At 63.3% G+C, this 15157-nt stretch carries 15 protein-coding genes and 1 pseudogene; 7 read left to right on the top strand and 9 right to left on the bottom strand.

All coding sequences use genetic code 11. The features are described 5' to 3' along the window. Positions 1–273: 273 nt before the first annotated feature. The 3 genes from FPJ27_RS00455 to FPJ27_RS00445 all read right to left on the bottom strand — a co-directional run bounded on the left by FPJ27_RS00455 (position 274) and on the right by FPJ27_RS00445 (position 3539). Positions 274–1188, bottom strand: a complete 915-nt coding sequence (locus tag FPJ27_RS00455) for an alpha/beta fold hydrolase (RefSeq protein WP_204421017.1) — start codon at positions 1186–1188, stop codon at positions 274–276. Beyond that, the gene (locus tag FPJ27_RS00450; RefSeq protein WP_204421016.1) at positions 1185–2207 is read right to left on the bottom strand and encodes a MerR family transcriptional regulator; all 1023 of its coding nucleotides are present in this window, start codon (positions 2205–2207) and stop codon (positions 1185–1187) included. The genes FPJ27_RS00455 and FPJ27_RS00450 overlap by 4 nt, the downstream gene beginning before the upstream one ends. A gap of 408 nt (positions 2208–2615) precedes the next feature. Next, on the bottom strand, positions 2616–3539 hold the full coding sequence (locus FPJ27_RS00445) for a LysR family transcriptional regulator (RefSeq protein WP_204421015.1): 924 nt from the start codon (positions 3537–3539) through the stop codon (positions 2616–2618). Between the two features lie 67 nt (positions 3540–3606). On the opposite strand from FPJ27_RS00445, the gene FPJ27_RS00440 reads away from it, so the two are divergent. Continuing rightward, entirely contained in the window at positions 3607–4224 is a 618-nt protein-coding gene (locus FPJ27_RS00440; protein WP_204421014.1) for a LysE family transporter, read from the top strand. An 81-nt stretch (positions 4225–4305) separates the two neighbouring features. Here the strand turns inward: FPJ27_RS00440 and FPJ27_RS00435 are convergent, their stop codons facing one another. Next, a complete protein-coding gene (locus tag FPJ27_RS00435; RefSeq protein WP_204421227.1) occupies positions 4306–4938 on the bottom strand; it encodes an NAD(P)H-dependent oxidoreductase in 633 nt (210 codons plus the stop codon). Between the two features lie 132 nt (positions 4939–5070). On the opposite strand from FPJ27_RS00435, the gene FPJ27_RS00430 reads away from it, so the two are divergent. Next, entirely contained in the window at positions 5071–5949 is an 879-nt protein-coding gene (locus FPJ27_RS00430; protein WP_204421013.1) for a LysR substrate-binding domain-containing protein, read from the top strand. Positions 5950–6187: 238 nt separating this feature from the next. On the opposite strand, the gene FPJ27_RS00425 is transcribed toward FPJ27_RS00430, so the two are convergent. Next, positions 6188–7432 (bottom strand): saccharopine dehydrogenase NADP-binding domain-containing protein, encoded by a 1245-nt coding sequence (locus FPJ27_RS00425; RefSeq protein WP_204421012.1) that lies wholly within the window; start codon positions 7430–7432, stop codon positions 6188–6190. A 49-nt stretch (positions 7433–7481) separates the two neighbouring features. Beyond that, positions 7482–7787: pseudogene (locus FPJ27_RS36175) on the bottom strand (acetoacetate decarboxylase); the annotation flags it as partial. 2 nt (positions 7788–7789) lie between these two features. Between FPJ27_RS36175 and FPJ27_RS00420 the strand changes: the two are divergent. Further along, positions 7790–8305, top strand: coding sequence for a WYL domain-containing protein (locus FPJ27_RS00420; protein ID WP_239483151.1), 516 nt, complete (start codon positions 7790–7792; stop codon positions 8303–8305). A gap of 90 nt (positions 8306–8395) precedes the next feature. Here the strand turns inward: FPJ27_RS00420 and FPJ27_RS00415 are convergent, their stop codons facing one another. Beyond that, on the bottom strand, positions 8396–9040 hold the full coding sequence (locus FPJ27_RS00415; protein WP_204421011.1) for an HD domain-containing protein: 645 nt from the start codon (positions 9038–9040) through the stop codon (positions 8396–8398). 155 nt (positions 9041–9195) lie between these two features. On the opposite strand from FPJ27_RS00415, the gene FPJ27_RS00410 reads away from it, so the two are divergent. Further along, positions 9196–9603, top strand: a complete 408-nt coding sequence (locus tag FPJ27_RS00410) for a DUF3224 domain-containing protein (protein WP_204421010.1) — start codon at positions 9196–9198, stop codon at positions 9601–9603. A 140-nt stretch (positions 9604–9743) separates the two neighbouring features. Here the strand turns inward: FPJ27_RS00410 and FPJ27_RS00405 are convergent, their stop codons facing one another. After that, entirely contained in the window at positions 9744–11309 is a 1566-nt protein-coding gene (locus FPJ27_RS00405; RefSeq protein WP_204421009.1) for a methyl-accepting chemotaxis protein, read from the bottom strand. A gap of 306 nt (positions 11310–11615) precedes the next feature. Then, positions 11616–12026 carry a VOC family protein gene (locus FPJ27_RS00400; protein ID WP_204421008.1) on the bottom strand — a complete coding sequence of 137 codons (411 nt, stop codon included), beginning with the start codon at positions 12024–12026 and terminating at the stop codon, positions 11616–11618. Between the two features lie 389 nt (positions 12027–12415). On the opposite strand from FPJ27_RS00400, the gene FPJ27_RS00395 reads away from it, so the two are divergent. The 3 genes from FPJ27_RS00395 (at position 12416) to FPJ27_RS00385 (ending at position 15131) form a co-directional block, all read left to right on the top strand. Beyond that, complete coding sequence (locus FPJ27_RS00395; protein WP_204421007.1) at positions 12416–13861, top strand: DEAD/DEAH box helicase; 1446 nt, start codon at positions 12416–12418, stop codon at positions 13859–13861. Positions 13862–14420: 559 nt separating this feature from the next. Further along, complete coding sequence (locus tag FPJ27_RS00390; protein ID WP_105392005.1) at positions 14421–14624, top strand: cold-shock protein; 204 nt, start codon at positions 14421–14423, stop codon at positions 14622–14624. A 282-nt stretch (positions 14625–14906) separates the two neighbouring features. Further along, positions 14907–15131, top strand: coding sequence for a hypothetical protein (locus tag FPJ27_RS00385; protein ID WP_072440475.1), 225 nt, complete (start codon positions 14907–14909; stop codon positions 15129–15131). The last annotated feature ends 26 nt before the right edge of the window (positions 15132–15157 follow it).

The following is a 15157-nucleotide window of genomic DNA, read 5'->3' as shown; positions in this document are numbered from 1 at the left end:
GCCCATGCCCTTCAGGTAATCCGAACCCTCCCCGCTAAAACTGTTCGAATCCTTGCGCCCGCCCGCGTAGCCGATCGATGCGGACACGAACATGCCGCGCGGCGATGTATGGCGGTAGCCTGCCCTGCCTGTGGAGCTGATGAAGAAGCCGTTTCAAAAATCCCATGAGGGGACGACGGCAATCCGGGGACGCACGGATCCCCAAGACAGTGGCCTGGCCTCGTGGATATCAACGAGACGGTCGAGCCCGGACGTGTGCCGTGAACGCGAAGATCAGGATCGCGGATCGAGCCAGTCCCGGACGAGCCGGGCAACCTGCCTCCGGCGCTCGATCATCACCATATGCCCTTCGCCTGGCAGCGCATGATGAGTGACCGACGGCACCCACGCAAACGTTTCGCGCGCTGCGTCGGCGAAGATCGGGTCGGCGGTGCCGCCGACGATCAACGTATCTGCGCGGATCTGGCGGTGCCACGGCGAACCGTCGTGTGCGTCGTCACGCAACGCGCGCAGGGTGCGGACTATGACGTGTCCTGCGTTGACCGACGACGCGACGCTGCGGCGTCGACCGAGCAACGCTGCGCGCAGAAGCAGGTTGCGCCAGCCGGCGCGGAAGCATCCCGACATCGTATCGAGCAGGCGTACGAACTCGGAGCGGGTCGCGTGAATGATTTGCTGCTCGACCAGCCGGCAGCCGTCCGGAGCCAGGCGATGCGCACTCGAGATCAGCACGAGTCGCGAGACGAGTTCCGGATGGGCTGCCGCAAGGCGAGCCGCGACGACGCCTCCGAACGAGATGCCGATGAGCGTCGTGCACTGCCAATGCGCGGCGATCCCGCGCGCGATATGCGCGACGATGTCGGCGATCCGGTATTGCGCGCCGGGCTTGTCAGGATATCCGAGCAGTACGAACGGCGTGTCGGGCGGCAGGATGCCGGCAACGCGGCGCAGGTCGCGCCGCAGCCGACGCGGGGTCGCCTTCGAGACGAAGGCTTGTCCGCCATTCAGTACGACGACCGCTGGCGGTCCGTTACCCACCTGCGCGGCCAGGATACCGCCGTCCAGCCGCATCGCTCGAACGGGACGAGCACCGATCCGGAACTCGTTCAGTTCGTCAGGTATGGAGTTCATGCGCTTCCTCCGATGAAAAGACGCCAGCATGAACCCTGACGCCCACGTGAGGGTCAAGCGCCAGACTCATCGTTACCGTCGTCGGCAATGACGGCTCCCTGACGTTGCAGCCATGCGAATACGTCGGAATCGATCGGATGGCCGGCTTGCAGAATGGGCTCGTCACGCAGTGCCTGTTGCAGCTTGCGGCGTAGCGCGACGTCGCCGCGCGTCGTTCGTTCGAGCAGCGAGTACCAGCGGCTCGCGAGCGAGGCGGGATCTCCATTGTCGGCGCCGCAAGCGATCGCCCGTCTGATGTCTGCACCGAGCGTGATCCATTCGGCCGACAGCGTCTTGTCGAGGCGCTGGAGTTCGTCCTCCGTCAGGTGGCGCCGCCAGGCCGCCAGATGCAGACGGGTCGCCTGTTCGATGTAGGCGATCAGCGTGTGATCGAGCCCTGCATGGTCGGGAGCCGGCGCCGCGCCGACATGCAATTGCCGCCAGCGCCGCGTGATACCGATGTCGCCGTCCATCCATTTCATCGCGGCGGCAAGCCAGCGATACGCGAGCTTTTGCGCTTCGCGGGAGTCGGGCGGGACATGCCGATCCATTGCGTCGCGCACGTCCGCAAACAATGCCGACAAGGCAGCTTCCATGTCCTTCCAACGCGCAAGGATCGTCGCAATTTCTGACGTGTTGAAGTGTTCCCGATACCGATCGAGCAACGCGAGCGTGTCCGGCCAATCCGCATCACGCCAGGTCATGCCTGAATCGGAGGCCGCTTGCAGCACCCCGAGCCGCTCGCTTAGCGTATTCAACCTTGTCAGTTCAGCGTCGATTGCGCGCCGGCTCTCGGTAATCACTTCCGCCAGGGCGATCTGCCGGTTGCGCAGCATCTGCGCGATCGCATCCAGTGTCAGTCCCAGACCACGCAGCGCCTGGATCGTCCTGATCGTCGACACGCTGGCTTCGTCGTACAACCGATAGCCTGATGTAGAGCGGCCGATCGGCTTCAGTAGACCTGTCTGATCGTAGTAGTGCAACGCGCGGACGGTAATGCCGCAACGTCGGGCAAGCATGCCAACCGTTAATGGCATAGAAATTCCGTCAACAATATGGAGTATGGCGGATAGGAAAGCGGGAATTGCTCAATGTCCGTGACTGCCGCGTTCCGGGTGAATTTCTGCTCTTGAACAAACGGCAACGGCTTCAGAAATTCGCTGGCGTAGGTTCCAGCGTAGCTTTCTGATTCCAGCCTCGTCACACAAGGCGCAAAGGCCTGCGCATCATTGGAGCGACGTTGGCAGGCGCGTCGGGGCGTTGAGTGCTCATGTGACCGGGAAAAGTTGTCTTGGCCGCCCGAGTTTACCAGCGGCCCGGACGGGCGAGCGCGAAGTTCGCCTTTCGGCCAGGCGCCCGAGGTCACGACCGATTGAATCTGCAGCCGGAAGCAGCCGATCGCGTACGTCGTTAGCCGACCATCTCCGAGCATCCTTCCGCACCCGTCAAGCCATCGTCTTCAACCACGCAAGCAGATCCGACTGCGCGCGTCCGGCCGTCACGGGTTCCGGTGTCAACAAGCAGTAGTGCGAGCCGTCTTCCACGAAGCCCATCGGCGCGACCAGCACACCGCTTTCCAGATCGTCGCGAACGAGATGCCAGGGGCCGATGGCAACCCCCAGCCCCGCGACAGCCGCCTGCAGACTGAAGTAGAAATGATCGAACATCTGCCGCCGCCCGTTCCCCGCCGGCCGATTCGCGGCCACCGCCCATTCCTTCCACGCGCCCGGCCTGGTCCGCGTATGCAATTGCGGCGCATCCGGCTTCAACAAACAACCATCGCGGCCACTGGAAAACCACGCATCGACTTTGTCCGGCCGACAAACCGGCCCCACCCTCTCGGCAAACAAACGCTCGGCGTGAAAACCGGCCGGCCACGCAAAGTCGTTGCGGCGGATAGCCATGTCGATGCCGCTGTCGAACGAAAACGGACCGCCCGCAGCGGCCAGGTGGATATCGACGCCCGCGTATCGGGCCTGGAAACCCGGCCAGCGCGGGATCAGCCAACGCATCAACAGCGTGGGCTCGCACGACAGAACCCAACGCCGCGCGCGGGCGGCCTCGGTGCGCAATTCGTGCGCGGCGTGACGCATCAGCCCCAGGCCGTCATGCACCGCCTGGGCCAGCTTGCGGCCCGCGTCGGTCAGGAACACACGGCGGCTGCGCCGCTGGAACAGCGCCACGCCCAGGTCGTCTTCGAGCAGACGCACCGCACGGCTGACCGCGCCGTGGGTCACGCACAGTTCGTCGGCGGCACGGCTGAAATTCTCGTGACGCGCCGCCGCCTCGAAACAGCGCAACGCCATCAGCGACGGCAGGTTTGTGCGAACATGTTGTGAGTCAATCTCACCATTCTGGTCAGAAATCATCGCTTTTCCGGATGGAATACGGTCCCTAAGATTGTGCCATGACAACATCAATCGAAAGGACGACGCGATGACGGAACTGATAGTTGTAGTCACCATCACGCTGCTGGCCGTCATCAGCCCCGGGCCGGACTTCGCGATGGTCACGCGCAACAGCCTGATGCTGTCGCGCCGATCGGGCCTGCTCACTGCGCTGGGCATCGGGCTCGGTGTGACGGTGCATGTGAGCTACACGCTGCTGGGCGTGGGCCTGCTGATCCGGCAATCGCCGTGGCTCTTCAATGCCGTCAAGCTCGTCGGCGCGATCTACCTGATCTACCTCGGCGCGAAGATGCTCATGACGAAGGCCAACACCGGGCAACCCGACGCAAATGTGGCGCCGCTGTCCGATCTGGCGGCGCTGCGCACCGGTTTCTTGACCAATGTGCTGAATCCCAAAACCACGGTATTCATCGTCAGCCTGTTCATGCAGGCAGTCCGGCCCGACACGCAGTTGATCGTACAGATCGGCTACGGCGCCTTCATCGCGTTCGCGCATGCCGGCTGGTTCAGTCTGGTGGCCGCCTGCTTCTCCGCCACGGCCGTCCGCGAGCGATTGCTGTCGCTGCGTCACTGGATCGACCGCACCTTCGGAGGATTGCTCGTGGGCTTCGGCGTCGCGCTCGCCATCGCGCGCGGCGGTCGCTGATTCGTGTGTCCGGTCCGCGCTTCGAGGCGGCCGTCAGGCATGTTCCGCTGACGCGCCGGGTGCGAAGCGCGGCTGCCTTATTCAGAACGCGCGCGCAATCGCGCGGGCTTCGTCGATCGCACGACTGCGATCGACCTTTCCGTCCGGACCGAACAACGTGCGCTCGACCACAATGCCGGTGATGTCTCTCACGCCCACGAATTTCAGCCAGGTTTCCATGTACGGGCGCTGAAGGTCGAACTCGGCGGCCGGCGTAAACGAACCCGGCGACTCGTAACTGAGCCCGCGCGCGTAGACGACCGCCGCCTTTTTCCCGGCCAGCTTGCCGGCAAAACCCGAACCGTCGAACGTGAACAGCACGTCCTTCTGCGAGATCGCGTCGATTAGGTGCTTGAGTTTGTACGGAATACTGAAATTCCACAGCGGCACACCGAACAGGAACTTGTCCGCTTCATGGAACGGCGCCGCGAGCTGCTCGATCTGCTGCCACGCCGCGGCCTGTTCCGGCGTCAACGCGGTTCCGCTCAATCCGGCGTATTTCGCGGCCAGCGCGACTGCGTCGAACTCGGGCATCGCCAGATCCCAGATGTCGAGCTTCCGTATCTCGTGATCGGGATGTGCGTGCCGGTATGCATCGAGAAATGCCTGACACACTTCGATGGACGCCGAATATGCCTTGTTGGGTGAACCTTCGATATAGAGCACGCGTGTCATGGAGCCTGTCCTCGCCAAGAGTGGCGGCGACGCGCGGGATGCGCGGCCGCCCACTACGATCCGCAGACTATCGAATCGGCCTATAATTTTGAAACGCTATTAATTGATTGAATTGACCCGATCTGGTGATCAATGAGCCATCCCCTCGACACGGCGCTGCTTCATACGTTTGTGGCGGTCGCCGACATGCGGAGCTTTACCGGCGCCGGTCGCAGGCTGAATCTCAGCCAATCCGCGGTCAGCGCCCAGGTCGTTCGTCTTGAAGAGCAGGTCGGCCGTGCGCTGCTCGTGCGCAATACGCGCAGCGTCACGCTCACCGCGCATGGCGAGACGCTGCTCGGATACGCTCGCGCGATGCTCAATCTGAGCGAGGAAGCCCGGTCCAGGCTGGGGCCCGGCGACGCAGTCGAGATCAAGCTGCGTATCGGCGCTTCGGAGGATTTCGCGGGAGGCTGGCTACCCGATGCGATGCGCCGCTACAGCGCCGCGCGACGTGGCTTGCGGCTCGATCTGACGGTCGACATCGGCGACAGTTTGTTTCGACGGCACGCAAACGGCGAATTCGATCTCGTGATCGGCAGCCGGTGTGCGCACTCGGGCCAGGGCGCGACGTTGTGGCAGGAACCGCTCGTCTGGGCATTTGCGCGCCACGAGCCGCTTCCGGAAGGCGATGTCCCGCTCGCATGCTTTCCCGATCCGTGTCCGTACCGAGGCGCCGCCATCAAGGCGCTCGCGCTGGCCGGCATGCGCTATCGGATCGCATGCGAAAGCCCGAGCGTCACCGGCATCCTCACGTTCGCGCGCGCCGGCATCGCGATCGCACCGGTGCCACGCAGTGCGATCGACGACACGCTTCGCGAACTGGCCGGGCCCGAAGGGTTGCCGGAACTGCCGGACACGGAATTCGTGATGATGCATGACGCCCGGATGCCGGCCGCCGTCGAATTCGCCGCGACGATTTCAGATGAAGCGGCGGTTCGCACGGGGGCAGGCAAGCGCAACCGGCCGTAGCGAGCTTCCTTCGCGCCTGATGCGCAGGCCGGCGCCGCGAAGAAGGTGCCCTATAACGCCGAGCGGCAGATGGAACAGCGGGGCGCGCTACAGGCCGGTGCGTTCCGCCAGTTCCCCGATCGTCATGATTCCGGGACTCCCCGGCCGGATCGCAGCCGACCATTCGACCCGCCGCGACAGTAAGTTTTCTCCTCACATTGATTCGCAATCCGATCTGCATAGCGGACAGGAATCGCGCTCAAATCACCTCGAAACGCAACCCCGCATGGCGAACCAGACGCTCGACAAAGCGCTCGTCGAACATCGTCGCGGGCGTCCAGAAACCGCCGCCGCGCCCGGTCTTGATGCCGTCCCTGCCGCAATCCAGCGCAAGACTGATCGCGGCCTGGCCCAGCATCTTGCCGGTGGAGCCGTAACCCGGATCGCGGTCGCCGGTGACTTTTACGCGCAAGCTTCGCCCGTCGTCGGTGCGGCCGAAGAAACGCAAGTCGTAGCGGCCGGCCAGTTGAGCCGCGGCACTCGGACCCTCACCGGGTTTCGGCAGCAGGAAGCGCGCCATCAGGCTGCGCACCGGCTTGATGACGACGCCCACCATGAACGCACCCAGGCCCGCCACCATCGTCAGCGCGGTCAGACGGCCCTTGAGGCCCGTGCCGGTCATCACGGCTTCGTCATAGGTGAACCGGCTGCCATACGCATTGCCCGCGAGTGCATTGGAGCGATGCACGACGCGCTCGTTGACCGCCGCCATCACGAAGGGCGCGATCCACGCGTCGCAGTCGCGATCGAATTCGGCCGATCGAACCGCATGCTGCCGCACCGTAAAGCCATGCCCTTTCGGGCACAGCGAATACGGATCGAGCAGTTCCCTGCGCAACGCGGGATCGGCCGCGGCTTCCCGGACGACGTTGATCATGCTCGCCACGGTACCGCCCGACGCGCCGCCCTTCAGTGTTCGGACGCGCATCTTCACCTGCCCGGCCGGCATGCCCCACTGTTGCATTGCCTGTTGCTGCAGGAAGAACACGCCCATGTCCGACGGAACCGAATCGAACCCGCAGCAATGGACGATGCGCGCGCCCGATTGCCGGGCCGCGGGCTCGTATTTTTCGATCATCCGCTTGATCCACTGCGTCTCGCCGGTAAGGTCGCAGTAGTCGGTGCCGGTTTCCGCGCAGACCCTGACCAGCGGCTCGCCGTAAAGCGCGTAGGGTCCGACAGTCGATACGACCACCCGCGTTTGCGCACAAAGCGCCCGCAATTGCGCTTCGTCGGCCGCGTCGGCGACGATGAGCGGCACGGACTGCCCCGCCGCGCCGAGCGAATCCCTGACCTGCCCGAGCTTCGTTTCGGAACGGCCGGCAATGGCCCAGCGCAGCGTCTCGCCGGCGCCCGACAGGTATTCGGACAGGTAGCGGGTCAGAATCCGCCCGACGAAACTGGTCGCGCCGAATACGACGAGATCGTGTGTCGGCTGGGTCATGGACGGCTCCTTCGGCGCGGGCGTGTCGCGAGCGTCCATGCCGTGAACGTTGCTTTCCGGGTTCATCGAAGGCCTTCAAAGGCGTCGGCAGGTTCAGGACCAGTTGCGCGTCTTTTACCACATCGAGACGCATGATGGTGGATACGCCGAGCCCGTCGAGCAGTTGGCTCAGCGGGCCGCCGTGCCTCACCAGCTCGACATCGCGCGGCAACAGGCGCTGGGCGAACGATAGCGTATTGGTCTGCACCGAGGTCTGGTGCCATTCGCCGTCGATGCGATTGATCATCGTCGTCATGCTCATCCGCGACTGGGACGCGACGTTGATCAGCGCAGGCAGCGGCACGCTCAGGCTCAGAAGTGAAGTATCGAAGCTGGCGAGGGGCGTCCCGCCGCGAACTCGAACCGCTCGGCCTGGTGCTCAAGGGCGGCGCCTGGTATCTGATTGCCAAGGTCGTGGGCAAACCGGGCGCACTCACCTTCCGGCTGGCGAATATCTGCGAATTCAGCGCGACGCGGCGCCGTTTCAAGCGCCCTGCGCGATTCGATCTGGCGCAGCACTGGCGTGACGCAATGAGCCGGTACGAGACCGATATTTACCGGCTGACCGCTCATATCGCCGTATCGGCGCGCGGCGAGACCTGGCTGGCCAATGCGCGGATCAAGACCGCGCCGGTTTTGCAGGAGGCAGGCAACGCGGAGGTGCCGTCAGGATGGAAGGCGTTCCTGATGCCCATCGAATCCATCGAGCACGGCGCGCGGAAGCTGCTGGGGTACGGCGCGCATCTGAAGATCCTCGGGCCGCAAGCGCTCAAGGATCAACTCATCGAAGAGTTGTCGCAGTTGAAGACGCTCTACCAATCGGGCGGCGATTGAAGCGTCGCCTTTGGCGTCGATGCACCGCGTATGCCGTATCGAGCCGTGTTTGCCGGCCAATAACGGCATCTGAGGCCACCGTCGGCACAATCAAATCTCGTCGGCAAACTCGTCGAGAAAGCGGCGCAAGCGATCGTGGCGGATGTTCGCCAAACGGGCACCGGTAGCGGTCCGAAAACCCGACGCCAGCTTCAGCAGTTTCGTGCGAAAGTGATCGATCGCGAATCGCGTGTCGTCGAGCTCGCGTGCCGATGCGTGCGGATCGGCCGGGTCATACAGCGCACTGCCCATCCGGCCGGCGACATAAAAACAACGTGCGACACCCAGCATGCCGATCGCATCGAGCCGGTCGGCATCCTGCAGCGTTTTTGCTTCCAGCGTCATCGGCGTAACACCGGCCGAAAAACCATGCGCTTCGACCGCATGCGCGACAGCGTCGATCTTCGCGTCCGGCCAATCCAGCGACTTCAGCACCAACCTGGCCTGTTCCGCCGACAGACGCGACGCCTGCGGCCGAAGCGGAGAGTTTTTCTCTACCGACACGCAATCGTGCAGCAGCGTGGCCGCAAACAGCACTTCGGCATCTCCGCCCTCCTCGGCATGGATCGCCGCCGCGTTCTTCCACACGCGTTGCAGATGCGAAGTGTCATGGGAGCCGTCGCCGTTGGCGTCGTTCCAGTGAGCCAGCAGGGTCTCGGCCAAATCCTGAAAGGGGGCAAACGCAGATGTCGTCACAGGTGCGGGCGATGAAAGACTGAATGCCGATTATCGCCGCAAGCGCGACACGGCACACGATCCGCGGTCCATGCGAGCGCATGAAGCAAACCGTTCCCCCGGCGGAACCCGATTGGCTTATAGTGCGGAGTTCCCATTCGACGAGGAGATCCGCAATGAAACTGCAGGCCAACGGTCCATTTGAAGTGAAGCTGAATCCGGAATCGCTGAGTAGCGTCGCGGAAAACACCGGGCTCGGCCGCATGTCGCTCGACAAGCAATTTCACGGCGATCTGGAAGCCGTCAGCCACGGCGAGATGCTCGCGTTTCGAAGCGGTGTTCAAGGCTCCGCGGGCTACGTCGCGATGGAAACCGTGCACGGCACGCTGGGTGGCCGCCAAGGCAGCTTTGTCCTGCAGCACAGCTCCACCATGACCCGTGGGCAGCCGAAGCAATCGATCACCGTCGTGCCCGATTCCGGAGCGGGAGAATTGCTGGGGCTCTCAGGCTCGATGATCATCAACATAGATAACGGCCAGCATTCGTACACCTTCGACTACGAGTTGCCCGAATCGCCGCAGTGAATCGACATGAAAAGGTGCCGCTAGACGATGACGCACTCCAGCCTCTCGCGCGCCGTACGGAAAGCAGCGGCCTGAGTCTTCAGCACGTCGCGAAAGCAATCGACATCGACAACCCGGCTGCGGTCGCAAGCGTCAGCACGTCATGCGACCGCCTCGTCGCGCAGACGGAACTGCGCGACCGCCGCGCTCAGCCGTGAACCCTGCTCGTCGAGCGACAGCGCCGCGGCCGCCGCTTCCTCGACCAGCGCGGCATTGCGTTGCATCGTCTGCTCCATCTGGATGACCGCGGCGTTCACCTGCTCGATGCCCGACGACTGTTCCTCGAAGGCGTTGCTCGTTTCGCTCATGATCGCGTTCACGCGCTCGACCGCGGCGACGAGTTCGGCCATCGCCGAGCCGGCCAGCGTGACGAGGCCGCTGCCGTCTTCGACCCGTCGCGCGGAATTGCCGATCAGATCCTTGATTTCCTTCGCCGCCGACGCGCAACGCTGCGCAAGCCCGCGAACTTCCGTTGCGACGACCGCGAAACCGCGCCCCTGCTCGCCGGCACGCGCGGCTTCGACGGCAGCGTTCAACGCGAGGATGTTCGTCTGGAACGCGATGCTCTCGATCACGCCGACGATGCCGGAGATCCGCGCGGAGCTGTGCGAAATCTCGGACATCGTCTCGACGACGCGCCGCATCGTGTCGCCGCCGCGCGACGCGATGCCGGCCGCGCCCTCGACGTAAGTGCGGGCATCGCGTGCGTTGTCCGCATTCTGGCGCACGGCCGCCGTCAGTTGCTCGACGCTCGCCGCCGCCTGCTGCAGCGATACGGCCTGTTGCTCGGTACGCGCGGACAGGTCGACGTTGCCGCTCGCGATCGTGCGAACGTCGCCGACGATCGTCTCCGTGCTCGCACGCACCTGGTTCACGGTGTCGACGAGGCCGTCCTGCATCCGCTTCAGCGCATTCAACAGATAAGCCATTTCGTTTGCGCCGGGAATGACGACCGTTCCGGTCAGGTCGCCTTTCGAAATCTTTTCGAATTGATCGACCGCGAGATTGATCGGCTCGATGATCGCCTTCGCGAGCACGCGCTGCGCAAAGAAGCCGACGACGAGCGCAAGCACCGCGACCGCCGCCATCCCCCACACGATCCGGTGGAAATTGACACCGGCTGCATCGTAGCGGGCTTTTTCGCGTGCGACCTGGAACGATTCGAGCGCGTCGATCGCATCCTGGTACGCAGCGAACAGCGCCGGTGGCGCCGTGCGCTGCGTATCGAGGAAGTTGAACGCGTCGTCGCCGTCGAGCTGCGACAGCGCCTTCAGGAACACGCGCTCGAGCAGCGCGCGGCGGCGGTTCTGCAGCGTGTCGAACAGCGCCTGCTCATTGGCGTCGCGCACGTGCAGGCGCGTGTAGGCGTCCAGTTCGTCGTTGCTCTGCTTGAGGAGCACATGCAGCTGCGCGATTTCCGCTTTGCCCGACTGGCCCGCGCTGATGATCTGCGCGACGTCGCTCATGCGTTCGCGCAGCACGAGCATCCGCTCGGAGCTGGTCTTCAGGTGCAGCAGCGACGCGGTGTCGTCGCGGTACATCGCCTCGAGCGAGCCATTGCTCACGTAGAGGCCGGCGATGCATGCGCCGACCACCAGCACGAGCAGCACGGTATAGCCGGCGATGGTCGCGACGAGTCCGCCACGGATGGTGAATTGTTTTCGCATGACGTTCCCTTGCGCCGACCACGCGCGGCCGGCGGCGGATGTGGATTCCGGATCACGAAAGACGAGCGCTGCATCGCAACACGCGGCGCGTGGGCTACGAACGGGTTAACGGCGAGGTCGGCGGAAAGGTTTTATCTGCACGCGACGCGAATCTTGACGATTGCGACAAATGGGCGCGGAAGATGCGTGCAGCCGGTGCGTTCGCTGTCGAGCGAAGTGGTGCCGGCGGGGCGCCGTGGGCGGAATTCGGGCAACTGCGGACGGAAAGCGGAACCCTCGGAGCGCGCGCTGCACCGCTGCCATCGGCTATCCGTCGTTGGCCAGCCTCGAACGAATCTCGTCAACCGGGAAGTCGAGCTGGTGCGTGGCAATCTGCCATGTGTTTCCCCATGGATCCTTCACCATCGCGCGCCTGTCGCCGTACGGCATGTCGGCCGGAACTTCGAGCGAGATCGCATTCGCTGCAATCGCTCGCCGATAGGTCGAATCGGCATCCTCGACGTAGACGTATAGAAACGCCGGCATCGGATCGCGCAGGCCGTCTCCGCCGCTGATCATCACGACGGAATCGCCGATCCGGATTTCGGCAGGCAGCCCGGCGCGGAATTCGCCCTGTGCGCGAAACACCGTCCGGATGAATTCGATCAGGTTCTCCGGATCCCGGACGACGATTCGAGGCGTGATGGTATGCCATCCATCGGGCTGAAATTTGGTCATGTCGCGCTGCCTCCGACGAGATTTCCCGGGGTATTGTCCTCCCGGCGCCGAAGGTCTGCAAAGGGAGAGGCAACGGCCGATTGCGTCTGTCGGCAACCGGCATGGTTCAGTCGCCTGTCGGTTCCACGATCTTGCGAAATAAGCATTCCTATTCGTGCCGCCTCGACTTTTCCTGATTCTCGTTACCGAGACAGATTCGATCACGGATGGCCAGGCAAGCCTCCGGCCTCGTTTCGGGCAGTTGGTGGCGATGCGGATGCGCGGCACGCGGCGCCCGGCACCGCTACGTTTTTCAGTGGCGATCGACGTCGATCTTGTTGACCATCGATGTGCACGGTGCAATCGGCGCGGTAACCGCTAGAATTGCGGTTTTAGCCCGGAATACGCCCATGTCTTTTGCCTCGCTTGGCCTGATCGAGCCCTTGCTGCGTAATGTGCAGGACCTCAATTACCAGACACCTACGCCGGTGCAGGCCAAGGCGATTCCTGCCGTGCTCGGTGGCAAGGACGTCATGGCCGCGGCACAGACCGGCACCGGCAAAACGGCGGGGTTTGCGCTTCCGCTGTTGCAACGGCTGGTGCAACACGGCCCGGCGGTATCCAGCAACCGCGCACGTGTTCTGGTGCTGGTGCCCACGCGAGAACTGGCCGAACAAGTGCTGCAAAGCTTTGTCGATTACGGCAAAGGCCTCGATTTACGATTTCTGGCCGCCTACGGCGGTGTGAGTATCAACCCGCAGATGATGAAGTTGCGCAAAGGCGTGGATGTGCTCGTTGCCACGCCGGGCCGTTTGCTGGATCTCAATCGCCAGAACGCCGTGCAGTTCGATCAAGTACAAACGCTGGTGCTGGACGAAGCCGACCGCATGCTGGATCTGGGCTTTGCGCGCGAACTCGACACCGTCTTTGCCGCGTTGCCCGCCCGGCGCCAGACTCTGCTGTTCTCTGCCACGTTTACCGACGATATCCGTGCCATGGCGGCGGGCATTCTGCGCAGCCCGGTCAATATCAGCGTCAGCCCGCCCAATGCCACGGCCAGCAAGATCAAGCAGTGGGTGGTGCCGGTGGATAAAAGGAACAAGCCCGACCTCTTCATGCACCTTGTGGCCGAGAACAACTGGGAGCACGCGCTGGTGTTCGTCAAGACCCGCAAAGGCGTGGATTACCTGGCGGCCATGCTGGATGAAGCGGGCTATGCGATCGACACCATCCATGGCGACAAACCGCAACCCGCGCGCCTGCGTGCGCTGGAACGCTTCAAGACGGGCGAAGTCAATATGCTGGTCGCCACCGATGTGGCTGCGCGCGGGCTGGATATCGACGACCTGCCGCTGGTGATCAACGTTGATCTGCCGATCGTGGCGCAAGACTATGTGCACCGTATCGGCCGTACCGGCCGCGCGGGCGCCAGCGGCGTGGCGGTGTCCCTGGTGTGTGCCGATGAAGCGCCGCAACTGGCCGCGATCGAAGCGCTGATCCGGCAAACGCTGCCTCGTGAAGAAGAGCCGGGTTTCGAAGCCGAACACCGCGTGCCGGAAACCAGCGCAACGGGGCAGATCATCAAGAAACCCAAAAAGCCCAAGAAGCCCAAAGTGCCGCAAGCTGCGTCGGGCGCCCTTCAGGCGCCCGGCAAAAAACCACGCCCGCAAGGTGGCGAAAACAAGCGCAAGCCGGCGGCGCAGCGTGCTGTAGCCGCGGGGAAAGGCACGAGTTCGTCGAGCGGCAACCCATTCAGCGCTCAGAAGCCACGCAGCAAACCCGCCAGCAAACCGGCTGCGGGTTCACGCAAGCCGGCTGGCAAACTCGCTGGCGGCCGCGGCAAACGTCAACCCTGATTCGTTGGGATGAGTCACGCCAGCCTCGCAACAGGCCGGCGGTTTGCGGCCCCCGCCGGCAGGCAGCGGCGCGGCTTCGGCGCGCATCGGGTCGGCGGGTAACGGCGCACTGAATCCAGGATTCGCAACAACTTCGGGGCCGAACGGACGTTGAAATCGTGCGCAGCGAGCGCCCGATCGAGGTCGTCTCCGGCGAATGTGCCCGCTTCTCACACGAAAGCCGTCATTTGATCGGCATCGCGAACTACCGCTTAGGGTCGTTCGGAATCACCGACCGGCTTACGCTCCGCCTAACCCGCGCGCCATGCCACGCATGGCGCGCAGCCACGCAGGGCCACATCGCTTCACCCGCAAAACGGACCGCCCGGCAACACAGTTACAAGATAATTATTGACGCTGGCACTACCCGGCGGTTAGTGTGTGCATCGAAGTTCAAGAAGTTCGATTGCTGTTCATCAATTGCTCGCTCCTCGGCGGTATTCGTTGTCCTCTCCCTCCTTGACGCTTCACGCGCTCTTCAACAGAGCAAATCTCCGTATTTTTTTCTCAAGGATTCTTCATGGATACCGGTATCGTCAAGTGGTTCAACGACAGCAAAGGCTTTGGCTTCATCACTCCGGACAAGGGCGGCGACGACCTGTTCGCTCATTTCTCCGAAATTCGGGCCGACGGCTTCAAGACGCTGGCTGAAAATCAGAAGGTGAGCTTCGAAACGAAGCAAGGCCCGAAGGGTCTGCAAGCGGCTAACATCCAGCCGCTGTAAAGTTTGAAGAACCCGGCCTCCCGAAACGGACGCCGGGTTGCAGCGACACCCTCGCGGAGCTTCGTCTCCCAAAGTTGGCGCGATCGCTCTTAGCTGCATCTGTTTATTCAGCAGCTTGCCAAGCGCCACACGCCTCGTTGCACTTCATTCTCCCCTCTGGCTGCAAGGCCCTTTTTTCGCTTTCCGACTGCTTCAGATTCAGCTCGCAATGGCTTTGAATCGGCGCACCCGTGCATATTTCGCACGGCACGCGCGCATTCGCACATCATTATTAAAATTAAAATGCAGAACAAACGAATTCAACAATACAACGGCTATGCCGTCCAACCCTCGGCGCATCGTTTGCCCGACGGTAGTTTTTCATCCAACCTGCTGCTCGAACACACCGATAGCTCGCGCGCCGAAGGCCGCTACCAGTTCTATTCGCTCGATTACTTCACGAGCGAAGCGCAGGCGCTGCAGCACTCGACACGCTGGGCACGCAACTGGGTCGACACGCGCGGTTAAGCGCAACGCCCCCGGTACCGGAAACC

Origin of the sequence: Burkholderia sp. MS455 (assembly GCF_016899445.1) — a bacterium.
Classification (GTDB): Bacteria; Pseudomonadota; Gammaproteobacteria; order Burkholderiales; family Burkholderiaceae; genus Burkholderia; species Burkholderia pyrrocinia_C.
This window is presented reverse-complemented; position numbering and strand designations above follow the sequence as displayed.